The following is a 24700-nucleotide window of genomic DNA, read 5'->3' on the forward strand; positions in this document are numbered from 1 at the left end:
TAAGCACCTGCTGAACGACGAATCGCCGCTGACCGTGCTCGTCGACCTCGCGCATGACGACATCGTCGCACCGGGCATCAGGCTGTCAGAACGACCGAGATCGGGATGGCGACGAAGAAGAACAACAACAGGCAGACGACAACGACCTTGCCTGCGCTGACCTCGGCCTCGTCGTTCCTGTGGCGCTTCTCCTGAGGCTGGCTCACTGCCCGATTCCGAGGACGAACCACCCGAGTCCAACGAGTGCCGCCAGCGCGGTGAGACCAGCAAGTGCGGCCAGCAACGCGACGCGTGTCCCGTAACGCAGCTCGGGCTCATCCTGGCCGTACTGCAATGCCACGAACATCGCCAACCCGCGCCGGGAAGTGATGACTTCGCCGGTTCCTGGGTGCTGCCAACGATAGAGCTGTGTCTGCGACTTCGCCACGTCATGCTTTCCGGAAGGAGATCGTCGAGACGACGTTCTGGGTGAGGGTGACCGTCTGCGGGGCGTTGACCCCCGGCAGCGTCTTGGTGCTGCTCGGCGACGGAACCGTGCTCGACGTCGTGCTCCGCGGCGCGCTGGGGTCGCTCGGGCTGCTTGACGGATCGGACGGTGCAGCGGTCGAGGTCGGCGATGTCGACGTGCTCGTCGGCTCCGGTGCCACTGCGGCCGTCTGCGGCGGGGCGACCTGCGTCGTGATGCCGGTGAGCTTCTGGTTCAGCACCAGCTGCATCGAGGCCTTGCCGGCGGGGGCTGCGAAGGTGATGTTGAAGGAGTTGCCCGTGCGGCTGATCGAACTGCTCGGCTTCCCACCCAGGCTTGCCCCGGTCAGCTCAACCTTGGTCGTGTACGTGGAAACGGTCTTGTCCGGGTTGTGCCAGACGAACGAACCGGGGTTGACGATGACGGTGGCCGTGACCCACGCGGTCCCGGCCGGAGCCCACCCGGAGCCCTTGAGGTAGGAGGCCCGGGTGACCGCGACGATGCCGCAGGTCGCGCGCACCTGCAGACCGACGCCGGAAGTGAAGCCATTGGAAATCTCAGGACACGTTCCCGAGCCGGAGGTCGAGAGTCCGTCGTACAGGCCGGCGGCGCGTTCGGTGCCGGTGACCTTGCCGGTACGCAGGTCAATCGTCTGCGTCAGGTCGCGGTAGGTGACCCGTAGGGACAGCGGTTGGTTGGCCGCTCCGGGTACGGCGACGATCTGAGCGTCGGAACTCGTCATGTCCGGCGTGAGCAGGTAAGGCTTGCCGCCGGCGACCATCCGGATCTCGGTCTGGTCCGGTTGACTCACAGCCCCGGCCTGTTCGGCCTGGGAGTATCCGCCGGGCGGGGTGAAGGACCACGCCACCGGAACCAGGACGTTCTTACCTTCGGTGAGGTAACTCATCGTTTCGCCGTCGACGGAGCTGGCAACCTTGCCGAGTCCGAAGTGCCACGTTCCCTCCGGTGTGGCGACGATTCCGCCGTCCCCGAACGTGATCATGCCGTCGTAGGGCTCCGAAGATCCTGCGTCGTACATCTTGGTGACCGTCTTGGCGGTCGGCGCTGACGGCTTCACGGTCACGGTCTTGGTGATGGTGGTCGGCTTGGTCTCACCGCAGCCGGTCAGGACGACCGATCCGATGGCAAGGGCGGCCACGAGCGCGCGGGTGGTGCGCATCAGGCGATCTCCTCAGCGTGGGCGACAGCAGCCTGCTCGAGCGCGTTGAACATCTCGTCGAGGCGGGCGCTGATCTGAACCGGCGTCATACCGGCGAACGTGGTGGTGTTATCGGCGGCGTCCACCGCGCAGGAGCTGAACTTCGCCCACTCGACCTGCCGTTGCTGTGGGGTCTTCTCCGCGGCGTTCGGGTCGCGCCATTCGGAGACCTCGAGCTCGGCTGCTGCGGTGGCCCAGGTGCGCACGAGCTTGGTAATCCGCCCGGGAACGGCCTGCGGGTTCTGGGTCTGCAGGTTGGCAATGAGCTGCTGGCACAACGACTGCTTCGGTACCGGACGGGGGACCGCAGCCGCGGTGAGCATCTGACGCAACACGACGTCCTGCTGGTCAAGCAGTCGGCGTAGTTCGGACACCTTGTGGTGGCTGACCATCTGCTCGACGACGCGCAGGTGGCGGATCGGACACGCGGTCTCCTTGCCGGAGGCGATCCGGCCGAGCGCGAACACCACAGCGGCGACGCCTTCGTCGGTCGCCACCCATGACAGGAACTCCGATCGCTGGTGCGGCCCTTCGAAGGTGGGACGCATCAACGGTTTCAGGTTGAGTCCGCGAGCCAGGGCATTCGCCAAGCGCAGGTGACGTGAGGATCCACGCAGAGCCGACTGGTCGTGATGCAGTCCCTGGGCGATCTGGTCGATGAGGTCTTCGCGGGCACGCGCCGCCGAAGGCACCATCCACGGCACTTCAAGATCAGCCAGGTCCGTCGGGTCGATCGGCGTGGCAGGCCTCCAGGACCGCAGGAACGAGGCGACCTCGTGGGCGGCGACCGGGGTGCAGAACCGGTCGAGCCAGCCACTGAACGATGCACCGTCGGCGACTTTGGACGGGTGGAACGTCGGTGGGGCACCGGGGGTACCCATGATCGAACGCCCGAGTGCGGCATGCACCTTCGAGCGCACTTGGTCGGTGATCTCATCGACGGTGGCCGGCGACAAGTTGCGGGATGCCCGGCGAACGGCGCGACGGATCGCCTTCTCCGTTTCAGGGGACCGCAGAGCCAACCGGAGGATGCGCTCAGTATCCGGCTGCGGCTGTGAGCACATGTCATGCGCGAGTCGATCGACCAACATGATGCTGACGGTGCGACGTCCGTGAAAAATGGACATCACGATCGACGAACCGCGCAATGCCGCGGCTCATTGGGCGTCAGAAACCGCTAAGTCGTCAGCGATGAGGCGACGAACCCCGGCAGAGCCCACCCATGCCTGCCGGGGTTCGTCGGTCTATGAGTTCGCCTAACTGGCGGCGAACATGTCGGCATCCTCGTCGGCGGCGGTGATGATGACCGGCTCGGTGGCCTCGATCGGGGCCGAGTCCTTGGACAGCAACCGCAACCGCTTCTTCGCCTCACGGCGCGCGATGTCGACAGGGTTCGTCGACGCCATCTCGAGGAAGTCCGGCGGCAGGTCGATGACGACAGGAACGGCTCGACCTTCCAGGTCGATGTGAATACCGACCGCGCCGCGTTTGACGATTCGCGGCCCGCCCTCGTCGTCGCTCTTCATGACCAACGCCTTGAGTGAGTTCCAGTTCAGGCCAGCGGAGTCCTCCGCGGCATCCGTGCCCTTACCGAGCGACGACCGGGCGGTGATCCGCTCCAACCGCTCCTCGGTCGGTTCCAGTTTGAACAAGGCGCAGGCGGCCAGTGCCTCTTCCCGGTCAGCGATGTGCATGATCAGCCCGCGACTGATGAATCCGGTCAGACCCGCGTTCACGGCGTCGCTGACGCGCTGGGTGTAGAGAATTGGCAGCACCCTCAACTGGCGCACCAGACGACCGATGCGGTCCAGCTCCTCGGGGCTGTTGTTCGTGAGAACCCACGCCTCGTCGAAGTGGCAAACACCGTCGCGGTACGCCAGCGCCATCACTGAACCGAAGACCGCCATGCGCACCAGCTGCGCGGCGATGCGCTGGTTCATCGTCGTCGCCGGCTTGCCCATCGGCGGCAGCTCCAGGCTGGAGTCACCGACGAAGATGTAGGTGATGCCGTCGGCCACGGCGAGCCCCTCAGCCTGCGGGTCCATCCCCACACAGGCGCGGAAGTTGATGGAGGTTTCCGCGTAGTCGAGGATCGGCTTCACCATGTCCTCGGATGCCTTCTTGGCGTCCAGAGCGATCTTGAGGGCCTGACCGATGCAGGTGGCACCGTTCTTCACGCCGTAGTCGAGCGCGACCATCAGCTGCGACTCATACTTCTTGGAGCCTTCCGGCCACGGCGAGACTTCCAGCAGCATCGAGCTCGCGTACTCCAGGCCGGCCTTGACGTCGTGACTGAAACGCAGCGGGTCGAAGACACCGTCACCGGAGGTGAGGTCGGACAGCTTGAGGCACTGTCCTCCAGCTGCACGCACGGTGTCGGAGTGGTCGGATCCCGGCTTCCAGTCGGTGATGATCTGGGGGACACCGGCACGGGCCCACTGATCGGCCATGTTCAGCAGCGACATCGTGTTGCTGCTTGGGATGAAGCCGCCGGCGAGGTAGACGTGGTCCGGGTCGGCCACGGTCAGGCACCGACCAGGCACTGATTCGATCGGCTGGATGTCGGTGATGTAGAGCCACTTCTGGGTGTCGCGAACCGTCAACGGCAGCTTCTCCCGCTTTCGGGGCAGACGGAAGATCTCCTGGTTGGTGGTGAACACCATCCGGTAGCGGGTTCCGGTGACGGTGCGGGTCTTCTCACCGGTCTCCGGGTCGGTGAGCGTGTACGCGGCCTCAGCCTCCCGCATCGCTACCTTGATGCCGAGCGAACGGGTGAGCTCCAGTGCGTCGTGGGCGAGATCTTGCTTGCACAGGGTGAGTTCGCACGCGCCTTCGGCGCCGATCGACCCGTCGGTGTCCATGAGCCCCTGCAGCACCGCGAGGCGCTGCTCGTAGCTGCCGCGCAGGTAGGCCATTGGGATGCGCTTGTCTGCGAACACCCCTGCCTCCCGAAGCGCGGGACGCATTCCGAGCACGTTGATCGTCTTCACGCCACACGTACCCACCGTGAAACCAGCGCGCTCCAGTTCGCGACACAGGTACTCCTGGTCGGTCACACCGCAGCGATCCGTACAGGATCCCGCGGTGCCACTGGTGAACTGCCCATTCCCTGTGGTGCCGTCACCGAGCCACGCACCCAGGATGTACGGATCCAACGGCAGGTCGGCTTCAGGCAGCTGGATCGCTTCGGCGAGGCGGATCGCGAAGTTGCTGTGCGTGCCGGCGTGCTTCAGCCCGGCAGCCAGCATTTCGCCGGTGGTCATCCGCTGCTCCATGACACCGGTGACCGGCTTGTTGTGGAGCTGCTGGTCCAGGCGGGCTGCCAGCGACTTCAGGGCGATGTTGGTCGCGTAGAAGTTGACCGGGTGCTGGCCGGTGAAGTGACCGCCGAGCGGGACGGTGACTTCACGGAAACCCTTGCGGGACTGCACTCCAGCGGCGCGGCCGCACGTTGCCAGTTCGGCCTTGGCCCCCTGACGGAAGTCTCCTTGGTGAGCACGCAGCATCCGGGCGATCTCAGCGGCGGTTTCTTCGCGGCCGTCGTCCAGGTCGGCCAGGATCGACTGGGCCGCGGCGACGCGCGAGGCGATGCGGTCCTTCCACCGGGCAGCGTTGCCGGGGGAGGTGGTGGTCCAGCGGGAGATGTTGGCTTCGAGCAGTTCACGCACCGGCCACAGCACCACCGGGTCGATCTTGACGATCGGCTCGGTGCGGTGACGGGTGGCGGTCTTTGACTGCATCCTGGTGACGAACGGGGCGTCCATCATCACTAGGGCGGCACGGACAGCGTCCGGACCGGACCACGGGTTGAGCGCACCGAGCTCGACATCGAGCAGGCGGTGCAGTTCGGTCACGCTGGCACCGGTGTCGTCGGCAGCCAAACGCTCAGCGAGGTCGTGGACGCGGTCCGCGACGGCGCGCTTCTCCTCCCACCGAGTGATGGCCTCGCGGTGATCGCCGGAGTTGTTACGGTGCCGGTCCTTGAAGCTGGACACGACCCACTGGTGGTCGAAGTCCGCGTCGAGGGTCTGGCCATCGGAGAAGGTGATCCGGTACAGGTCCGGGTTCGGGTTGACCGGCGACAGGTAGGTGATCGTGGTGATCTTCCCGTTGCGTCCGAGGACCTCGTCACCGACCTTTAGATCGCCAACTCGCGTGTTGCCCAACGGAGTTGGCAAAGTAGTTGACATGTCAAGGAGCTTACCCGACCCGGTTCCGGCGGCAACCAGGAACATCGGCAGTTGGTCCTCGTTGGCTGCCGCGTCGCTGGAGATGTAGACCGGCTGCTTGTCGTTCTCGGTGAAGCCGAGCAGCGCACCGGTCCTGTCGCCGCACATCGCGAGGTTCGGTGCCCCGGTGAAGGCCGCGGCTGTCGCCGGCAGGTCGCGCAGGTTGGGGTTGGATCGGACATTGGACCCAAGCATCATCTCGGCCAGCGCCTTCTCCTGGCGCTCAGTGAGCAGGCCGAGCTTCACTCGGGCCGTCTCACCACGCACGTCGTAGGACCCGCCTCGCGAACCGTTGAGCGCCGTAACGATCGAGCAGTCGATGATGCTCGGCAACGACAAGGTCGAACCGGAGTACAGGTCTTCCATCTGGCGCAGCGTTTCGAGCTTCTCGTCCTGCTCGGCGCGGTCCATCGCACCCTGAGAGCGCGACTCGTTGATGTCGGCCATCATCCGGCGGCGGCCGGAGCGCAGCTCGTTGCGGGTAATGTCCGTCGGTTCGACCTTGCCGCGCAGACTGACCGCCTGAGCGCCGGCGCCGAGCAGCTCCGGGAAGAAATGCACCTCGGAGGAGTTGATGTCGCGCCAGTTGAAGTTGAAGGTGTCGAAGGCCGACATCGACAGTGTGTGCGTCTGCCGCAGCTTCTTCCACTCCGGGGCCGAGCACGGCACCTTGTCCCGCTCGAGCCGGGCGGCGTCGGTGAGTGAACCGGGCGCGGTGAACATGTGCAGGTGGTCGGAGTGAACCAGGTAGGGCACGTCGGCGTTGCGACCCAGGTTCCACCACGAGTCCGCCAGGTGCAGCTGCTCACTAGTGGCCTCGATCATGCCGGCACGGGTCAGTGCAGCGGAGACCTTCTTGAAGTCCGCGGCGTACTCGGGAAGTTGCACGCCGACGTTCTGCAACGTGATCGCCTCGGTGAGCGCCTGCAGGGCGTAGTCCCAACCGGAACGGAAAGCCGAGTTACGCAGCCGGACCCCGAACAGCAGCAAGCGCTGGTCGACAGTCTTGCCGGAGAACTGCTGGGCGAGGTAGGCCTTCAGCGGCTGCTTGTCGTCCGGGACGTACAACTTCGGCACGTTCACCAGCAGCATGTGGATGTCCCGGTAGTTGTGCTTGGACATGCGCCGGTTCTTCGCCATCGACCGAGAGGTGAGCGCTTCGACCTCCTGGCAGGCCCGGAAGATCGGGGATCCGATGTCGACGGCGTCCTTCATCGACCGCGCGGAAACGACGGGGCCGAGCGGCACACGGCGGTACAGCCAGACCTCGTTGTTGACCGTGACGATGACGCCGGAGGAGTAGACCTTCTTGACCTGAGTGGGCCAGTCCGGCTGGTCGTCGGTGATCGGCGAGTTCAGCTTCTTGGGCTTGCTGTTCTTGGGTGCGTTCTTGGTAGCCATGTTGGGTGGTCTCCTTGGATCAGTTCGAGGAGGACGCGTCGGAGGTACTCGACGGCGCGGCCGGAGTGGAGGTGCCGCCGCCTGACGCGGACGGCGATCCGGTTCCGGTCGGGGCGCTGGTGTTCGCGGTGCCGCCGGGGTCGCCCTTCGTCGTGGGCTCCGAGGTCTCCGCTGACGGGGCGGTCGCGGTACCGAGCACGTTCGCAGGCACCGTGATCGCGTTGACGTACGGCTTGAGCCGGGGCCCGGACCCAGGGGCACCCCAGGCGACAACCTGCGGCGCGGCCGTGTCGGCGCGCTGGATGAGGACGTCGAAGATCATCGGGGTGACTTGCCCGCTGCTGCTGTTCGAGCGACCCGCCCAGGTCGGCTGGAGTTCGACGCGAGCGATCGTGCCGTCCTTGGTCGTCGCCATCGCGGACGCCGAGGCTGTGACCGAGGTGATGCCGGACAGCGCCAAGTAGGTGTGCGAGGAGTCGCCGTCACCGACAGCCACGCGCAGAGCGTCGGCATCGCCGGAGGTGTAAGCAGTCGCCCATGACTGCACAGCCGTCGAAACCGACGGTGTGACGTCGCCGCCCGGCTCCAGACCCGGCCACAGTTCGGTGCCGGCCCATCCGTCGGTCGCGGCCTGCGGGATCGGAATGAGCGATGGACCGAACATGACCTGCGCTCCGCCGCGGGGGTCGACCGACACCTCGAGAGTGGCGGTGTACCCGCGTCCGGCGCCATCGAGAACGGTGAAGTTCTCCAACATCCGGCTGACCTTGGTCTTGTCATATCCGGGCTGCTTCACCGAACCGTCCCAGGACATGATCTGTCCGCCGGGGAGCGGGGCGGGCACCGCGTCAAGCCAGGACTGTAGTGCCGAGGTGGCTGCGAACTTTCCAGGATCGTCCTCGACCTTGCCCATGTCAGCGATGCCGTTCGCCTTCAGTTCGGCGACCTCGTCCTGGTTGCTCGCGGCCAGGTTGGAGGCGTTCACCGAGCCGAGGCAGGAGACCGGGATCATCGACAAGGAGACGATGAGACCCCACTTGATGAGCTTGCCGCGCCGAATGTTCTTCTCGCGCAGGTCGAGGTCCGCGCGCGGCGCGGTCTCCATTTCACCGAACAGGTCACCGCCGTCTGCGATGTCCAGGTTCTCGGTGCCTGACTTCTTCTTGGTCAGCAGGGCCATGTGGGGTGGGCTCCTTGGTCGCGGGTGGGAAGGACGGTCAGCGCAGGGTGGACAGCACGGATTGCACGGTCTGCAGGTCGTCGTCGGACAAGCGGCCGGCGGCACGAGCCAGGTCACGGCCGACGTGCAAGTTGTCGCCGGTCGGGACGCGCTCAGACAGGTCAGGCAGGAAGATGCCGAGCAGCGACCAGACGCCGCGCAGCATCGGCTTGTCCTCGGCGATCCCAGCGGCAGCCACCAGGGCGTCCATCGGGTCGTCAGCGCGCAGCTGGTCGATGAGTTCGGCGACGGCTGACGGGCTGGACGCTCCAGCCGGCGGCATGACGGCGGCGATCGTCACCGACTTGGCGTCCGCGGAGCAGCCGAGCAACGTCGCGGCCAACTGCAGGTGCGCGGACTCCATGTCGCGGAAGTCCTCGTACTTGTCCAGCGCTGCCACGAGCTTGCGGCGCTGGGTGCGCTCCCGCTCGGCGGCAGCACGAGCCTGCTTCTGCTCCTCGGAGAACTCCCGGGCCTTGGTGGCCTTCTTCTTCGGCGCCTCGGTCTGCTCGACCTGCTGCGTCGACGCGTCGTCGGAAACGGGATCGGATCCGCGGTCGGACGCCGAACCGTAGGTGCTGTTGGGAAGGCTGTAATCGCTCACACCTGTTTCATGGGCAACCTTTACGGAGCCAGGGTGCGGTTTCTGCCGGCGGTCGGAAGTTGCCCAGCCGGACGTAGTCCGGTGGGTAGATCCCGTTGAGCCAGGGTCGACCTTTGCGGGGGAGGGAGCTACCCACCGGCGCTTCACCTCCGTGGGCAACTTCCACGGAGCCAGGCCTGTCAGGGCTGCGCCGTTGGTCACTACCGGGGGATCGCCAGGTAGCCGACTCCGGCGCAGGTCCAGAGCGAGACGATGAACGCCGCAGTTGTTGCCCAGCGGGCGATGGCATGTGGGTGGTCTGCGTACTGCCGTGCCGCCCACCCGGACAAGGCCAACGAGGACAGAGCCGTCGCGGCGGCCCAGGCGAGGGATGTCACTGCGCAGCGGAAGGCAGCTCGACCAGATCGCCGGGGCGATACACGATGTGCTGTCCGCGCAGGTGGGCCGCAGTGGGATTGGTGGCGGCGAGGTCGGCATCGAACAGGTCGGCCGGTTCGAGCCACAATCCGCGCCGGGCCCGGAGCCGTTCCACGGCGTTCACGGTTGTCGTTGAGCTGGTCGGTTCCATGATTCCCACGGTGCGACGTAGGGGCTGTCCCACCGTCTCCTGCGATGGTTGGACGCAGAGGTGGACGAGGACATGGCTGAAGAGATAGGACGGCACGGATCAGGTCCGGCCGGGGAACCCGGCCTGACGTGGAACCTGCGGGTGCTGGCCGCCGAGCGGAAGATCTGGACGGCTGTCGATCTGCACCGCCGGTTGCTTGATGAGGGCGTCGGGATCAGTCACCCACAGGCGAACCGAGTGCGCGGTCTGTTCCGATCCGGCTGCCGATCGAGCAACTGGCCGCGCTGTGCCGGATCCTGGAGTGCACGCCGAGCGACTTGCTGCTGCCGCGCGACGCAGTGAACTGACAGGTCCGTCGCACCGTGCCGGTTGACTGTCCGTTTCTCGACGAAAGAAGGCCGCCTTGGACGCCGAAGGCCACCTGTACGCCAACATCCAGCTCTTCACCGAGGGCGCCAACCTCGAGGTCGCGCTCGGCGACTTCCCAAGTATCCTCATCCAACCCTCGGACGACCAGCGCGGCGATGAGAGTTCACTGTCCCTCGATGTCGCACTCAGCCAGCTGACCATCGAAGAGGCGGTCGGCATCCTGCGTGACCTCGCCGACGCAATGGAGAACGCCGAGGCCGTCAGCAGCGGCTCGGGGCAACAGGACGCTTCGGAGTCCGCTGAGTCCACCGAGGGCTGACCTCGGCCACACCTGGTCGACCGACGGTGCGGCGGACCGCACTGATGTCCTTCATGCTGACGACACCATGCGCCTCCTTGTGCTTGAGCACGTGTCATTGCCTCGTCTCTCAAGCCTAGCGACGCCTGAGGTGGCGCGCATTCTTCCCCGTATCCCCGAGGTATATGCCTCCATTTTTGGCATCCGCTGCTGGCGAGGCGCCCAACCGGACCGCTCGGACGTTCAGGATTCGTACGATAGCCTCGCCCGCTCCGCAACCTCTGAACTCCCGGGGGCGGCGACAGTGCTCGATATCCTCAGCGATCTGCCCGGGGTGGCGACTCACGGCGACGTCCAGCCCAATAACGTGCTTGCAGACGACCGCGATGTCTATGTCGTCGACTACGAGTCATACGGACCCAATCTGCCAGCCATCGATATCGCGCGCTTCGCGTGCAACCCCGCATTCCACATGACACACGACCAGCGCAGCGAGCTCGCGAGAGAGATGTTCGCGCAGCTCGCAGTGTGTGGGTTCCCGGTCGCCAGCTACGAGCAGTACTCCGCCGCGTGCGTCTACTGGGCTGTCAGCTGCGCCAGCTACTTCCAGATGGTGTGCGGACGGACGGAGGCATCAGATACTGCGCTCCCCGAGTACGAGCTGCTCGCACCTCGTCCCCTTAAGGTCGCTGCTGAGACATGGGGTAACCAGTCAGCGTGGTAGGACCTGACCAGACCTCCGACAGGCCCGGCACGGCAAGGTCAGGCTCAAGCAACTGACCCGGTGACCTCCAAGCCAAGGCCGGTCCAAGCGGGTAAAGGTGGTCAGGTCAGGTCTCGCGAAGGTAGCGTCAGGCACGTCGAGGTCTTTCGGATAGCTGCGTGTAGGAGCCTCCATCATCGGAAGACTAGGACGCCTGCCCCCTGACTGAACGCGCCAGTCGCCGCTGCATCGGCTACGCGTTGATACTTGAAGGGCACTGAGTGGCATGACCCGACGCCTACACTGACGGGCTCCTTGAGGGTTCTGTCTTCCGAGGGATCTGTCTGCTGCTCGGAGCAAGCAGGAGTAGTGGGGTGCCGACCGAACCCGCCATGACCTGATAGGAGCGTGACCCGCCGATTCAGCCCGGTTTCGTCAACGTGTTGTCTGACCGGTCCGGCCGACGCCTTCCATGGTGAACCGTTGGCAGGAAAGGGCACAACCTGATGAATCAGCTAGTCGTCATCGCGGGTGTCGACACACACAAGGACACTCATCACGCCGCGGTGATCACCGCGACAGGTCAGCACCTGGGTGCTGCGCAGTTCCCGACCACTACGGCTGGCTATCGAGCTTTGGCTGCCTTCATTGCCGGGTTCGGGACGGTGGACAAGGTGGGTGTCGAGGGCACCGGATCCTACGGCGCGGGTCTGGCCCGATATCTGAGCTCTGCTGGGGTGCCAGTGCTGGAGGTCTTGCGCCCAAGTCGGCAGATCCGCCGGATGCGTGGCAAGTCCGACGAGATCGATGCCTACGCCGCCGCGGAGACCGCGTTGGCCGGCACGAACTGTTCGGTCCCCAAGGACCGTGACGGACGCGTGGAGGCGATCCGTGTCGTGGCGACCGCCCGCAGGTCAGCCGTTGCCGCGACCACCGACGCGGTGCTGCAGATCCGGGACATCCTGGTCACCGCACCCGAGCCAGCCGACCTACTGATCGCCGCCGGCGAAAACCCCGACCGAATCAGCAGCGAGGCAGCCTTCGCCGCCCTGTGCGGCGCCTGCCCGGTGCCGGCCTCCTCTGGCAAGATCACCCGTCACCGGCTCAACCGCGGTGGCAACCGTTACGCGAACCGCGCCCTGCATCGCGTCGCCGTGTCCGGCTCCGCACCGACCAGCGCATCCGTGACTACACCGCCAGCAGACGAGCCGCGGGCAAGACCAGCAAAGAGATCCTGCGGTGCCTCAAGCGCGCGATCGCACGAGAGGTTTACCACCTGCTCACGAACCCTCCAGAGCCGATCAGCACCACCCAGCTCCGCCCGCTGCGTCAGGCCGCCGGGATCACCATCGAGACCGCCGCGCACGACCTGCACTGGTCCATGGCCACCGTCTCTCACATCGAACGCGGACACACCTCCGACCGCGCCGCGATCATCACCTACCGCAACTACCTCGCCACCCAGCAGCCACCCGGTTGCGCAATATAGGAGCATCCCTCATTTCGGAAGAGCCAGGATGTCGGTGGAGGACGTGCGCAACTCGCGATGGTTCGTGCCGAGGTGGTCCGCGACCAGGCGGGCCTGATCGAACTCGTCACCGAGCTCGGTCCCCATCGAAACGGTGGTCAGTTGTGCTCCGCACCGGACCGCGAGAGCTGCGACAGAGCTGGAGTCGATCCCGCCCGAGAGAACGGCGGTGGGTTGACGGTCGTGGCATAGGTCATCCACTGCACGGGCCAAGGTGTCACGGATGAGTCCGGGCATGCTGTGAATCGCCCCGGAGGGTCCGGAGACTTTCTCAAACGGTCAGCGCGGCGGTTTTCTGGGTTGTCTTGCGAGCGTAGTACGCCTGCTCAAGCTCGACGGGTGGGATGTCGCCGCAGTACTCGTACAGGCGCCGATGGTTGAACCAATCGACCATTCGGCGGTCGCGATCTCGACGTCATCGGCGCCTTTCCAGGGCTTGCCCCGCTTGATCAACTCGGTCTTGTACAACCCGTTGATCGACTCCGCTAACGCGTTGATGCTCCTATGTCTGTCAACGGGCCGGGATGGCGGCCCTGGGAGTGGGGTTGAGCAGGTGGTAGACCTCGCGGATGACGCGCACAGCGCACCGGTTACTCGGCGGAGGTCAGGGAGCCCTTGTTCCGGCGCCCATGTTTTCGTGGGAGACCGGTTCGCCCTCGGGCCGGACGATACCCATCGTTGTCTACTACCACCGTGCGGCCACCTCATGGTCGGGGGAAGCAAGGTGGGGGAGAGCGTGCCGCCAGATCGAGGTGGTCGGGTCGGTCAGTTTGAAGGGTGTGTCCTGTCCGTCCGAGGTTCCGTACAGTCCCGGGCCATCAGCTGTCAGTGGGAACCGCTGAGCTCCGGTCTGCGACTACGCCTCGTCCCGATTCCCGGCGCCTACTTTCATTCTGAACCCGGTTGGATAGTTCCCCGAAACAATGCGCCGATCCGACGGGCGGGGAACACCGCATAGTGGAATTTTTCCGCTAGCCGGCACGAACCAACGGGATCGACGGTATGTTTTCCATGTTCGGCAAGGGAGAGCTAGGAGCGAACATGGAGGACCGGTGTCCGACGACTGCATCGCCGGTGACGATGCAGAACTGGGTGCACAAGAGATCGGCAGCACAGGTGCTCGTCCGGGCAATACGAACCTCCACCACATCCATGGCGACCCTCGACGTGCACTGGTCGCCCGACATCGACGCCGTGTTCCGCTGCCTGGGTGCGTATTCCCCGCTCATTGTCATCGAGACCGTCCGGCAGTCGGTCATTGCGACGGCGCACCACCTGCTGGGCGTGGAACTCGGAACGGCGTTCATGATGCGTGAGATCGATGTCGAGTTCTTGGGGTTCGCGTCCATCCGTGACGTTTCAGAAGAAGGAGTGTCCCTCACCGTCGAAGTCGAGTGCGCAGCACGGATCCGGAACACACAGCATTGGACGATCAGAATCCGGGTTGACGACTCGGATGTCGCGCGGGCAACGGGCATCTCAATGCTTGCGGTGCAGCCGCTGTACGCGAGATTGCGAGGCGGGCGGGCCCACAAGCTGATCGAATCCGTCAAGGTCGAAGCGAACCGTTCCTTGAGTTCCCGCGGACGGGACGGCTGCCTGGGACGTCTCGGCGGTGTCCCGGTCCTCCATGTCGATCAGGACCATCCGGTCTTCTTCGACCACCCGTTGGACCACGTGCCGGGATTGCTGGTCATCGAAGCAGCACTCCAAGTGCCACTCATCGGCGAGTTCGCGGTCCGTTTTCCGATCGCGAGAGTGGTGGCCGCGTTCTCGACATTCATCGAACTGGATGTTCCGTGTTACGTGACATGGAACGACGACGACTACGGGTGGCATGCCACCTTCACGCAGGGAACCGAGACCAAATCGGTTGTCAGGGTGGACCTCGGTGGTGCTCCGATGGCCGGTCAGGGATGAAGGCGGAGTGTCTTCATCCCTTTCGGGGTGAAGAGCCCGGGCGCGAGCATTTTCCAGAGCGCGCACAGCCGTTCGACCAAGTCGGCGTACTGGCTGAAGATCAGCGAGGACTGCTGCGCGCCGTTCACAGCCGCGGTCAGGGTTTCGGCAACCTGTAGGGCGGTCCACGTGCTCCGAATGTCCCCCTCGATGATCGCCTTCTGCGCGAGGTCGGATCCGAGATGGAGCCATGTTTCGAAAGTGTGATGCTGCTCTTGGTCGAAACCATGCCCTTCCGTGGCCATCCTGACCGATGCCCGCATCAGGGGATCGGTCAGGAGGGCCTTGGCAAAGCGGAAACTCACGTCGATCAGGTGTTGGGCCGCAGGTTGTCCATTCGAGACCTCGAAGCTGTCGATCACGTCGGTCTGGATCGTGACGATGGCTCGCCCCAAGTGTTCCTTGGATGGGAAATGGAAGTACATGGCACCCTTGGTGACCTCGCTGGCCACGAGGATGTCGGCGACGGTGGTGCCCTCGTACCCCTTCTTCGAGAACACCTCGGCACCGCCACGCAAGATCTTCTCGCGGGTTGCGATGGCCCTGGACTGCTGCAGCTCTGGCATCTACTTGTTGCTCCGTTGCGCGTGTGGGTGTTGGAAGGATAGCGGACACCCGAGTGTCCAGTGGACTGAACTCCGAGGTCAGGCCGGCGCGCCCTAGCCCACGAAACAAACCAGCGCCGTGATTTAGTAGCCGAGTACGCCGGAGCGACCTAAGGGCATGACCACCGACTCACGATAGGGGACTGCTGTGAATCCGGTCATCGTCTGGACCGACTTCGGCGGAGTCGTCGTACCGGGGCCGCGGGAGAGCCTGCCCGCGTTTGCCGGTGAACTCGGGGTGTCCACGGCTCGCATGACCTCCGCGTTGACCATGCTCGCGAGCGAACTCGGGACGGCGGAGCCCTTGGCCATGATCGAAGCGGGACGAATGCCGGAGGGCGAGTGGTGCCGTCGGCTCGGCAAGCATCTCGGGGTATCCGTCCCGCAGACCGCGCTGGCAGGGCCATGGTTCGTCGACCGTCCGGTGAACGAGCCATGGCTCGCAGTGCTCCGAGCTGTTCGGGGGGCGGGAGTGTCCGTGGGGTTGCTGAGCAACATGCCGCCCAGTTGGGCGTCGGCATGGCGACGAATGGTCCCGGCAGTCACGTTCGACGTTGTCCTCACCTCGGCTCAGGCCGGCTGCCGAAAGCCCGAACCGGCAATCTTCGCGGCCGCCGAGTGCACCGTGACGACCCGGACGGCCCGGCATGTCCTGGTCGACGACTCGATCGAAAATTGTCAAGGTGCAAGGGCCGCCGGGTGGTTGGCCGTGCACTTCACCAGCGCGGTGCAGGCGGACGCTGATCTGACGAAAGTCCTGGGAAACGAAGGAGAGCGGAATGACGGATAATGGGTTCGCGACTGTCGACTCGGCGGACGTGGGTGTGGTGACGGCGTTGCTCGCGGGGTTTCGCTCCGAGGACTGGTCAACGGTGCGTCAACTTCTGCACCCCGGCGTCGTCTGGACGCTCCCCGGTACGTCATCCGTCTCGGGCAGGAAAGAGGGCGTCGAGGCCGTCGTCGACACGGCTCGTGCGATCAACGCGGCAACTCTGAACAGCCGCCTGCGGGACGTGATGGTTGGCCACAGCACCGTGGTCGTGACATTGCACAACTCCGCCGACCAGCCGGTGGAACTGGACGAGTCGCTCGCCCTCGTCTTCGAAGTCCGGGATGGGTTGGTCGCGGCGGTGTCCACGCATCTGTCGGATGTCGAAGGCCTGGACCGGTTCTACGCAGCACTCGCCTGATCGTCGGATCGCCGCAAGGTTCGGTACGCCGGGACAAACCAGATGACGGGTATGTTTCTTGCGTCACGATGACGCCAGGATCCCGGGAAGCGAAGATTAACGTACTCAGCCGGCGAAGTGCACTGATTGCAGGCAGCTCGATCGTCACCACACTGATGACGGCGCCGGCTTTCGCTTGGGAAGGCAGTTGGACCTCCACGCTGTCCGGAATACTTCCGCCCTAATCCTCCCGGACATGGACGGACCACAACACCACATCGAATGCGACAACCATCCGATTCCGTGGATGCCGCTACGTCACGCCCTAGTCGTCATTCAGCAATGTCACAGTCCAGGTCACGTACGAGAACACGTGGACTCCGGACGAGAACTTGGGTCAGCGGTCTCTCTACTGCTCAACGGACGACTGGGACTCGTGGGGTCGGCTGAAGGCAGGAAAGCACCACTTCACCGTCGTGAAGGTTGACGGGACCGATCGCGCGAAGGACAGGATGAATGCCAGCTACGTCGGGGTTGCGTACTGAGCGCCCGGGGGATGGCTTCGCTGGTTTTCGAGGGTGTTCGTTTCGCTCGGGGGCGACGACTGATCTTCGACGGTCTGGATGTCCGCTTCGGTCGGCGGTCGTTGTTGTTGGGACCCAACGGGGCTGGCAATTCGACGTTGCTGCGGTTGGGGGTCGGGCTGCTGCGTCCCTCGGCCGGCGCGGTTCGGTTCGGTGTGCGCGACGTCGGCAACAGGCTTGCCGCCGGATCGGGTACCTGCCACAGGATGTCGGGGTCGTACGTGGACTGGCGGCGCTGGAGCAGGTGACGTACGCCGGTTGGCTCAAGGGGCTCGACACGGGGAAGGCCGGCGATGATGCACGCAGGTTGATAAAGGAGGTGCAACTGGAGGCGAAACTGCACGATCGGGTGACCACGCTGTCCGGTGGGGAACGTCGCCGGCTCGGGCTTGCGGAGGCGTTGACGGGCCGGTGCGATGCGGTGCTGCTGGATGAACCGACGGCGGGGCTGGACCCGCAGCAGAGGTCGGTGTTCCTGGACGTGCTCGGTGGTCTGTCCGTCGACGTCCTGATGTCGACCCACCAGATCACCGACGTCGCAGCGCAGTTCGAGGACGTCCATGTTCTCCGTCGAGGTCGCGTGCTGTGGTCCGGGACCGTTGCGGAGCTTCGGGATCTCGGGGACGGCGATGCGAAGGCCGGGTACCTGCGGCTGATGCAGGGGCAGCAGTGAGGGCACGCACTCATCTGTGGTTCTCACTGGTGTGGGCACTTGTGCCGATTGCGGTCGGTTTCGGGCTGCTGTTCGTCGACAGTGCGGTGCCCGCGGTGGGTAACTCTCCCTTGGCTGCGCAGACAGCCGGCGCGGGCGCATGGGTGATCGTCATGCCGTGGCTGGCGTTGTGCTGTGCGATCATCGCGCGGCGTCTGGTCGAGGGGGCAAGGGTCACGGGTTCCCGGCGCAGGGGACCCGTGGCTCGAATTCTCGGGCAGATCGCGTTGCCGGTCGTGGCCACCACTGCCGCGGTGTTGCTCGTGGGTGCGATCTACGCGTCGGGGCGTGGGGTTCTCGCGTGGCCCACCCCCTCCTTGGGGTGGCGACACTTGCTGCGTCCACGATGTACGCACTCCTGGGGTTCGCGGTCGGAACGTGGCTGAGGCTCATGGTGGCGGCGCCGATCGCCCTGTTGATCCCGTATCTGGTGATGGCTTTCCCGCCGGCGATGGAACCGGTCTGGTTGCGTCATCTCGTGGTGGTCAGCTCGAATTGCTGTACCACCGCCGAGACTCTTTCCCTGCGGGCGGTCGGCGGCTTCCTCGTGCTGACGTGCACCGTTGCGTTCGGTGCCTTTCTGGTCTCCGCCCACCGTTACGGCGGCGGCCTCCGCCTCGTGCACGGCGTTCCCGCGGTCGGGGTGGGTGTCGCGCTGGCCTTGGTCCTGGCAGCCGGTCTGGCGGCGGTGGCCACGGATGCGCGCAGGCAGGGACTGAGATGCCAGGACGCATCCGGAACGCAGTTGTGCCTATGGCCCGAGCACGAGCAGGTTCGCAGCGAGGCGGCTGCGATCCTTGCGCGGGTCGGTGCGGACGCGCGTCGGACGGGCGCGCGGTACCCGCGACGGGTCACCGAATCGGGGCGGGCGCGGCCGATGGAGGGGGTGGTGTCGTTGGAGCCCGGTGCCACGGCGTCCGAACGGACGGGTGAACTGTTGGGTGCCCTCACACCGCGTCCGTCCGAGGAATGCCTCCAGCGTGTGCGCCTGACGAAGAGGGTGGACCGGGAACTCTACTGGTCCGTGACGGTCGTGGTCGCCGGTTGGTGGGCTCACCGTCTGGGTGTCCCGATCGACTCCACGGCCGCAACCGATCCCGGTCAGGTCCGGCAATGGTTACGCGGGCTCGAGGCCAGACCGATGCATCAGCAGGTATCCGCGATGAACCAGATCGTGACCGCAGTACCGGGCTGCGGCCGGTTGCCGGCCATGTGAGGCCGCCGGATGCGTTTATGGATCCGAGCACGGATCGGTGTGGCTGCGGTGGTCTTCACGACCGTCGGGACGCTGCTCGTCCTGTTCGCCGGGAGTCGCCCGACGCCCCTGCCACAACTGGCCGGCCGTGCACCGATCCCGACCGCGCTCCTCGCGCCCGCCTTGGTCGCCGCGGGAATCCTGATCGCCTCCCGGCCACGGCTCGTGACCGCAGAAGCTCTGAGCGTGCGCCGCGTCGGACTGCTTGATGGCCTCACCGTCATGCTGTCGACCGCCCTCATCGCGACGATCTGGGTTCTCGGTGGATGATCGGCGGGCAGACGTTGCTGTTCCTTGCGGCTCGCAACCTGTTCGTCTAAGTCGCGGTGGGGCTCCTGGTCAGGGCACTGATCGTCGATGCCGCGTCGGCGGCACCGATCGCATACGCCATCGTCTGTGGTCTGCTCGGCAGCGAACAGTCGCTCTGGTCCATACCCCTGGCGCCGCCCTCCGGTGATGTCGCCATGGTCGCCGCCATCCTCCTGCCAGTGGCCGGGTTGACTGCGGGCAGCGGACGGCACCCGTACCTGGCTGCGAGTACTTGCCGTCCGACCGGGGACGGCGACTGAACGGTCGAGGAACGGCGACGAGGGCGGAATGCGCTCCGTGATGGTTCGCGAGCTGCTGCAGGCTCGTGGCCGGTCGCGCAGATGTAGCGGCAGTGGCCTTCGAGAGCGTTCGCTGTTCTGATGTGCTCCTCGGCGCCGCGGTCATCGGCGTCAAGAAAAAACCAACTGGATGGTTGACAAATGTCGGATGCGGTGCAACGATAGGTCGTGCAAGCACGGAACGGCCTGCGGAGGAGGGCAAGTGATCCAAGTCGAGAGGCTGACTAAGCGCTACGGGGATCGCCTTGCCGTGAACGAGTTGAGCTTCATCGCCCGTGATGGCGCAGTTACCGGGTTCGTGGGACCGAACGGCGCGGGAAAATCGACAACACTGCGTTGCATCGCCGGCTTGGACACACCGGACGCGGGAACGGCCCATATCGACGGCCAATCGTACGACCGCCTGCTCCGGCCGATGACGGTCCTCGGTGCCATGCTCGACCCGGCATGGGTCCACCCCGGCCGAACGGCGTCCGCGCACCTGAGATGGATCTGCGCAGCGAGCTCGATCGCGAAGCAACGCTGCGAGGAAGTCCTGAACCTGACCGGACTGACGAACGTCGCCAACGATCGCGTGTCGTCGTTCTCCCTCGGTATGCGGCAACGGTTGGGATTGGCGGTCTCCCTAATCGGCGACCCGAAACATCTGATCCTGGATGAGCCACTCAACGGGCTCGACCCGGAAGGTGTCCGATGGATGCGCACCTTCCTCAGGGCCGCCGCAGCCGATGGGAAATGCATTGTCGTGAGCAGCCACCTGCTGACGGAACTCCAGCTCGTCGCGGATGATGTGGTCCTCATCGCACAGGGAACCTTGTTGGACCAAGCCCCCGTCACCGACCTCGTGTCACGGACCGGCGGTACCGCGGCAACGCTGCGCATCGAAGGGGCAGCGGGGACCGCGGCGCGCGTGCTCCGCGAGGCAGGGTGGTGTGTCACCGACGGTGGTGACCATCTGTCCGTGAGCGGCGGCGGGGATTTCGACGACATCGGACGGGCGTGCCACTCGGCGGGTGTTGCGGTACTCGAGCTGAGCCGACAGGTCCACACGCTGGAGGACGCGGTGCTCGGTCTGACCCAGGACCACGTCGAATACGTCAGTGGTGGTGGGCAGCGATGACAACAGTCGCCATTGATCAAGTCCGCTCCGAATGGCTGAAATCGCTCAGCCTGCGGTCCTCGTGGGCGTGCATTGTCGCGTCGGTGGTCGCGGTTGTCGGACTCGGGGCACTGCAGGTTCTCACCGCGGACCACCCGACACCGGGAGGTCTTGGCGTGGGGTCGGGCCTGGGCCTGCTCATCGTGATGGCGTTCGGTGTCGTCTCCGCGACATCCGATGTGCAGTTCGGCACGCTACGGACCACTCGGCTGGCAAACCCCAATCGTGGTCTCGGTTACCTCTGCAAAGTCGTCTCAGTCGGCTTGATCGGTTCCGGCATCGGGGCGGTTTCCGGTGCGATCATGCTCGCGATCGGAGGAGCCGGGACCGACCTCGACGTCAGCGATGCGGCAGTACTGCGCGCCACGATCGGTTTGTGCCCCGTGTACTTCGCTGCCGCAGCCCTGTCTTGCGCGGTCGGGCTCGTTATCGGACGGACCGGCCTGGGTGTGGCCGCCGTGATCATCTGGGTACAGGCAATCGAGCCCCTGGCTCCGGCCCTGCCGGGCATCGGCGATGCAGTTCGTGCGTGGTTGCCGTTCATGAACTCGGTCATGTTCACCAACCCCGCCCAGTTCGGCGATCCGCCGCGACAGCCCCTCCCCGCCCTCGGTTACTTCTACGGATTTTGTGTCACCGTCGTTTCCCTCATCGGGTTGTGGATGCGTCGCCGTGACCTCTAGAACGCGGGCAACCAAGTCCGTGACACCACGAAAGATCACACGAGAAGGAGAAGTACATGAACACCAAGGCATGGAGTGTCACTCCGGACGTCAGTGTCGCGCCGAGCCAGCAGGGCGCCATCGACGCAGCGTTCGACGAGTTCGTCGCACCGTCGATGAGCGCTCCGGCTGGGTCTGCACCCTCACCATCGAGTGCGGAACGTTCGTCTGCGCCTGCCGCTGACGTAGGAACATGCGACGACTGGAACTCGGACACTCGAACTGTCCGAGTTCCAGTAGTCGCTGTATTGGAACACATCGGAGGTCGGCATGCTCAATCCGTTAGATTTCATGGACGCATTACCCGTCGACGACCGGCGAGGAACGGGCGCCGTCGACCCGGATGAGATCCGCGCAACCGTGGAGGCATGGCGATCACCCTGGCTCACCGACGACGAGGCCTTCACGGAGTACCTGCGCCACCACGGGCTGACGACCACCGAACTCGTACAACGCCTCACGCCGGGACACTGGGAGCCCGGTCCGGGTGCACTCGACTGGGTCGAGCGCCTGAACCAGATGGTCTCGGCTGCTCCGTACCAGGGCGCTTTGGCCGCAAACGTCGGTTCACAACGATTCGAACAGGTTCCCTTCGACGGTTTCGTCCGCCCTTTCGTCGGTTGGCTGCTCGGGGTCGTTGCGGTGACGACGGATCATGACGACTCATCGGTGCTGCGCCCACAGTTGGCGGAGTATGCAGCCGCCGCCGTCCTGAACCAATGCATTCGTCCGCTGGCCGCCGAGTCGGCACGGTCGGGGTTCGAATCCGGGTTGGTTGAGGTTGGGGCACGGGAGGAGTTCCTCATCAAGTACCCGGTGGCGGCGTTGGACATCGTCCGCGCCCTCGGCGACGCGGCGTCGTCGATCGTCCGCATCCTGGAGTCGTTCGTCCGGGACAGGGACGATCTCCTGCGAAACGGGTTCATCGGCACGGGGGAACTGATCCGGGTCCGGGCCGGTGTCGGGGACACCCATCACAGGGGGCAATCCGTCGCCATCCTGGAGACGACCGGTGGCACGGTCGTGTTCCGTCCCCACGATTGCGGCGCCTTCGCGGCGGCGCGTCGGATCGGCGAGGTCGTGGGTGCGACCCATGTGCCGCGGTCCATGAACCGAACCGGTTACGGGTGGGTCGAGTTCGCACACCACGACGGTCGGGCTTCCGAGGCGTACTACGAACAGTTCGGGTCGCTCGTCGGATTGGGGTGGACGTGCGGTAGCCGGGACCTTCACCTGGAGAACGTGGTCGCCACCAGCGCCGGCCCGAAGGCGGTCGACGTCGAGACATTCTTCAGTGCGTCACCGACAGCACGGAACGGCTTGGCTGCCCAACAACTTGCGACCGAGTGGTTGAACGCCAGCGTGATGGGGGCAGGGTTGCTTCCGGTCGTGGCAGCCACATCCGCGGCCGATCTCGACGTGAGTGCGTTGACCGGTGGGCTGGAATCGGTCCGTGGCGAGGTGGAGGTCTACCGCCGCCGGGACGACGGGACGATGGTGACCGAAATGACGTCCGGCAACTCCGGGGCCCGGCAGAACCAACCGGTCGACTCGACCAAGACCACGATCGCCGCCCATCGTGCTGCGATAACACGCGGCTTCGTGGAACGGTGCGGTGCGTTGAGGAGCAGCGCGTCCGAGGTTCTTGCGATCCTCGATGCGTCGGCGTTCCACGTTCGGATTGTGGTACGACCCACACGGATCTACGCGCTGCTACAGCACGAGGTGAGGCATCCCTCCTACCTGCGATCGATGCTGGCGCGGGAGAACCAGTACAACCGCCTCTACAAGTACGGGAACGCCGCGTACGTCGGCACCGGACTGGTCCACCACGAGGTCGACCAACTCCTCCGGGGCGATATCCCATACTTCAGCGTTCGCTCGGACGGCACGCAGCTCGTCTCCGATCTCGGGCCGACCGGGTCGGTGTGCGGGATGTCACCCAGGGACCTGGTTGAGACCCGGCTCCGCGGGCTCGCTCCGGCGAGGGTCGCAACGCAGCTTGAACTCATCGAGGACTCGGTGGGGTGTGCCGTGAGCGAACCGGGGGTGGGCGCGCGGGAGCGACCCTGGGACCACGAACCGCCGAGCGGCTTCGCGGACGCGCTTCTCGACAGTCTCATACAGAAGTACGTCAGTAACGCCGTGGTCGGAACCGATGACGCGACCTGGATCGGTATGGCCAGCAGTACGAACAGCGGGATCCTTGAACTGCGGCCGGTCGGCCCGGGGCTCTTCGACGGGCTCGCGGGGGTTTCCACGGCCTTGGTCTCGGCCGCAGTTGTTCGTCCGAAAGAGTCGGCGGCCATCGAAAGCCTCGCCCGTCGCGCGCTGACTCCCGTCGTCGCGGAGCTGGATCGTTGGTGCGATAGCCCGCGTGGCCCCGTGGGCGCTTTCAGTGGCGCAGCGGGATTCGCGTACGCGGTGGCCCACTACGAGCTGGGAACCGGTGACGACACGTGGCGTCCCGCCGTTCAACGGTTCGTGCGGGTTGCCGCCGAAAGTGCCGCCGATGACTCCTACCTGGATCTGTCCTCCGGGATCGCTGGAGCACTCGCGGTCGGCGCGGCCCTGCGTGACGCCGAAATGTGCAGCGCCGCCGCGTTCGATCACCTGGTGGGCGCGGCCGCGGAACGGCTCAGGCGAGGAGCGCAAGGAATCGCGGGTACGAACGCCATCGGGTGGCCGGTCGGCGACTCCCGGGTGGCGCTGGGGGGCTTCTCGCACGGGGCCACGGGTATCGCCTGGGCACTGGCGCGTGCCTCGGTCACGCATGGGGAGTGTGCGGAGCTCGCCGAGCGCGGCCTCCTGTTCGATGACCTGCACCTGGACGAACGTACCGGACTTTGGAAGGACCTGCGGGCGGAGACGGGAGACCACCACCCCGAGGCGTTGCCCGTTCACTGGTGCCATGGTGCGGGCGGGATCGCCCTCGGACGTAAGGGGGCCGGAGCGGCGCTCGGGTCGACGACGTGGAACAACCACGCTCACGTCGCCGCGGAGCGGCTTGCGATCGCTGCCCTGCCGCCCAACGACTCCTTGTGCCATGGTGCCCCGGGCAACGCGATCATCCTGCAGGACGTTCTCGGGGCGAACCACCCGACGGTCGCCGCGTACTGGGGACGGACGCTCGGTGCGGTTGCCGGCGACAAACCCGTGCCCGGGCTCGGTTTCCCGGTACGACGTGCACCGGGCCTCATGGTGGGTCACGCCGGCCTGATGTATGCGCTGGCACGGTTCAGTCGTCCCGACCTGGTGCCGAACGTGCTGGCATTGGAGTTGGGTCCGGCCCTCCAGCGGGACGCCCGCGGGTGACCACCCGA

At 65.5% G+C, this 24700-nt stretch carries 25 protein-coding genes and 3 pseudogenes; 16 read left to right on the plus strand and 12 right to left on the minus strand.

Going from position 1 to position 24700, the window contains the following annotated elements; all coding sequences use genetic code 11:
• Window positions 1-77: 77 nt before the first annotated feature.
• From FB459_RS18045 to FB459_RS18050, 9 genes are all read right to left on the minus strand, one after another.
• Window positions 78-206, minus strand: coding sequence for a hypothetical protein (locus tag FB459_RS18045; RefSeq protein ID WP_281279552.1), 129 nt, complete (start codon window positions 204-206; stop codon window positions 78-80).
• A complete protein-coding gene (locus FB459_RS09295) occupies window positions 203-427 on the minus strand; it encodes a hypothetical protein (protein WP_141928260.1) in 225 nt (74 codons plus the stop codon). The genes FB459_RS18045 and FB459_RS09295 overlap by 4 nt, the downstream gene beginning before the upstream one ends.
• Window position 428: 1 nt before the next feature.
• Window positions 429-1646, minus strand: coding sequence for a hypothetical protein (locus FB459_RS09300; RefSeq protein ID WP_141928261.1), 1218 nt, complete (start codon window positions 1644-1646; stop codon window positions 429-431).
• A complete protein-coding gene (locus FB459_RS09305; RefSeq protein WP_141928262.1) occupies window positions 1646-2776 on the minus strand; it encodes a hypothetical protein in 1131 nt (376 codons plus the stop codon). Before FB459_RS09305 ends, FB459_RS09300 begins: the two co-directional genes overlap by 1 nt.
• Window positions 2777-2941: 165 nt before the next feature.
• Window positions 2942-7315 (minus strand): hypothetical protein, encoded by a 4374-nt coding sequence (locus tag FB459_RS09310; RefSeq protein ID WP_141928263.1) that lies wholly within the window; start codon window positions 7313-7315, stop codon window positions 2942-2944.
• Window positions 7316-7334: 19 nt separating this feature from the next.
• Window positions 7335-8495, minus strand: coding sequence for a hypothetical protein (locus FB459_RS09315; protein ID WP_141928264.1), 1161 nt, complete (start codon window positions 8493-8495; stop codon window positions 7335-7337).
• A 37-nt stretch (window positions 8496-8532) separates the two neighbouring features.
• Window positions 8533-9138 carry a hypothetical protein gene (locus FB459_RS09320; RefSeq protein ID WP_141928265.1) on the minus strand — a complete coding sequence of 202 codons (606 nt, stop codon included), beginning with the start codon at window positions 9136-9138 and terminating at the stop codon, window positions 8533-8535.
• Window positions 9139-9511: 373 nt separating this feature from the next.
• Window positions 9512-9706, minus strand: coding sequence for a hypothetical protein (locus tag FB459_RS09325; protein WP_141928266.1), 195 nt, complete (start codon window positions 9704-9706; stop codon window positions 9512-9514).
• Between the two features lie 99 nt (window positions 9707-9805).
• On the minus strand, window positions 9806-9928 hold the full coding sequence (locus FB459_RS18050; protein WP_281279553.1) for a hypothetical protein: 123 nt from the start codon (window positions 9926-9928) through the stop codon (window positions 9806-9808).
• 38 nt (window positions 9929-9966) lie between these two features.
• On the opposite strand from FB459_RS18050, the gene FB459_RS18225 reads away from it, so the two are divergent.
• The 5 genes and pseudogenes from FB459_RS18225 to FB459_RS17790 all read left to right on the plus strand — a co-directional run bounded on the left by FB459_RS18225 (window position 9967) and on the right by FB459_RS17790 (window position 12565).
• Window positions 9967-10053 (plus strand): helix-turn-helix domain-containing protein, encoded by an 87-nt coding sequence (locus FB459_RS18225; protein ID WP_425472378.1) that lies wholly within the window; start codon window positions 9967-9969, stop codon window positions 10051-10053.
• 56 nt (window positions 10054-10109) lie between these two features.
• Window positions 10110-10394: a hypothetical protein gene (locus FB459_RS09340; RefSeq protein WP_141928267.1), complete on the plus strand. Its 285-nt coding sequence runs from the start codon at window positions 10110-10112 to the stop codon at window positions 10392-10394.
• Between the two features lie 67 nt (window positions 10395-10461).
• Window positions 10462-11097 (plus strand): phosphotransferase family protein, encoded by a 636-nt coding sequence (locus FB459_RS09345; RefSeq protein ID WP_141928268.1) that lies wholly within the window; start codon window positions 10462-10464, stop codon window positions 11095-11097.
• 485 nt (window positions 11098-11582) lie between these two features.
• Window positions 11583-12400: pseudogene (locus tag FB459_RS09350) on the plus strand (IS110 family transposase); the annotation flags it as partial.
• A gap of 24 nt (window positions 12401-12424) precedes the next feature.
• The gene (locus FB459_RS17790; RefSeq protein WP_246092548.1) at window positions 12425-12565 is read left to right on the plus strand and encodes a hypothetical protein; all 141 of its coding nucleotides are present in this window, start codon (window positions 12425-12427) and stop codon (window positions 12563-12565) included.
• Between the two features lie 9 nt (window positions 12566-12574).
• Here FB459_RS17790 and FB459_RS09355 read toward each other — a convergent pair whose 3' ends face one another.
• Together FB459_RS09355 and FB459_RS09360 are read right to left on the minus strand one after the other, a co-directional pair.
• A complete protein-coding gene (locus FB459_RS09355) occupies window positions 12575-12841 on the minus strand; it encodes an asparagine synthase-related protein (RefSeq protein WP_141928269.1) in 267 nt (88 codons plus the stop codon).
• Between the two features lie 34 nt (window positions 12842-12875).
• Window positions 12876-13099, minus strand: a pseudogene (locus FB459_RS09360) (integrase core domain-containing protein); the annotation flags it as partial.
• Window positions 13100-13606: 507 nt separating this feature from the next.
• Here FB459_RS09360 and FB459_RS09365 point away from each other — a divergent pair.
• Window positions 13607-14524: an AfsA-related hotdog domain-containing protein gene (locus FB459_RS09365; RefSeq protein ID WP_141928270.1), complete on the plus strand. Its 918-nt coding sequence runs from the start codon at window positions 13607-13609 to the stop codon at window positions 14522-14524.
• On the opposite strand, the gene FB459_RS09370 is transcribed toward FB459_RS09365, so the two are convergent.
• Complete coding sequence (locus FB459_RS09370; protein WP_141928271.1) at window positions 14515-15129, minus strand: ScbR family autoregulator-binding transcription factor; 615 nt, start codon at window positions 15127-15129, stop codon at window positions 14515-14517. The two genes, FB459_RS09365 and FB459_RS09370, sit on opposite strands and share 10 nt — an antisense overlap.
• A gap of 187 nt (window positions 15130-15316) precedes the next feature.
• On the opposite strand from FB459_RS09370, the gene FB459_RS09375 reads away from it, so the two are divergent.
• The 10 genes and pseudogenes from FB459_RS09375 to FB459_RS09420 all read left to right on the plus strand — a co-directional run bounded on the left by FB459_RS09375 (window position 15317) and on the right by FB459_RS09420 (window position 24692).
• Window positions 15317-15958, plus strand: coding sequence for an HAD-IA family hydrolase (locus FB459_RS09375; RefSeq protein ID WP_141928272.1), 642 nt, complete (start codon window positions 15317-15319; stop codon window positions 15956-15958).
• Complete coding sequence (locus tag FB459_RS09380; RefSeq protein WP_141928273.1) at window positions 15948-16358, plus strand: nuclear transport factor 2 family protein; 411 nt, start codon at window positions 15948-15950, stop codon at window positions 16356-16358. Before FB459_RS09375 ends, FB459_RS09380 begins: the two co-directional genes overlap by 11 nt.
• Window positions 16359-16893: 535 nt before the next feature.
• Window positions 16894-17594 (plus strand): annotated as a pseudogene (locus tag FB459_RS17795) (ATP-binding cassette domain-containing protein).
• The gene (locus tag FB459_RS09390) at window positions 17591-18019 is read left to right on the plus strand and encodes a hypothetical protein (RefSeq protein WP_141928275.1); all 429 of its coding nucleotides are present in this window, start codon (window positions 17591-17593) and stop codon (window positions 18017-18019) included. The pseudogene FB459_RS17795 and the gene FB459_RS09390 overlap by 4 nt, the downstream one beginning before the upstream one ends.
• Window positions 17980-18849, plus strand: coding sequence for a hypothetical protein (locus FB459_RS09395; protein WP_141928276.1), 870 nt, complete (start codon window positions 17980-17982; stop codon window positions 18847-18849). The genes FB459_RS09390 and FB459_RS09395 overlap by 40 nt, the downstream gene beginning before the upstream one ends.
• Before the next feature lie 9 nt (window positions 18850-18858).
• Window positions 18859-19158 (plus strand): hypothetical protein, encoded by a 300-nt coding sequence (locus FB459_RS09400; protein WP_141928277.1) that lies wholly within the window; start codon window positions 18859-18861, stop codon window positions 19156-19158.
• 56 nt (window positions 19159-19214) lie between these two features.
• Window positions 19215-19457, plus strand: coding sequence for a hypothetical protein (locus FB459_RS09405; RefSeq protein ID WP_141928278.1), 243 nt, complete (start codon window positions 19215-19217; stop codon window positions 19455-19457).
• Window positions 19458-19698: 241 nt separating this feature from the next.
• Window positions 19699-20616, plus strand: a complete 918-nt coding sequence (locus FB459_RS09410) for an ATP-binding cassette domain-containing protein (protein WP_211345165.1) — start codon at window positions 19699-19701, stop codon at window positions 20614-20616.
• Window positions 20617-20699: 83 nt separating this feature from the next.
• Window positions 20700-21338 carry a hypothetical protein gene (locus tag FB459_RS09415; RefSeq protein ID WP_141928279.1) on the plus strand — a complete coding sequence of 213 codons (639 nt, stop codon included), beginning with the start codon at window positions 20700-20702 and terminating at the stop codon, window positions 21336-21338.
• A 309-nt stretch (window positions 21339-21647) separates the two neighbouring features.
• Window positions 21648-24692, plus strand: a complete 3045-nt coding sequence (locus FB459_RS09420) for a type 2 lanthipeptide synthetase LanM family protein (protein WP_141928280.1) — start codon at window positions 21648-21650, stop codon at window positions 24690-24692.
• Window positions 24693-24700: the final 8 nt, after the last annotated feature.

This window comes from Yimella lutea (genome assembly GCF_006715095.1).
Classification (GTDB): Bacteria; Actinomycetota; Actinomycetes; order Actinomycetales; family Dermatophilaceae; genus Yimella; species Yimella lutea.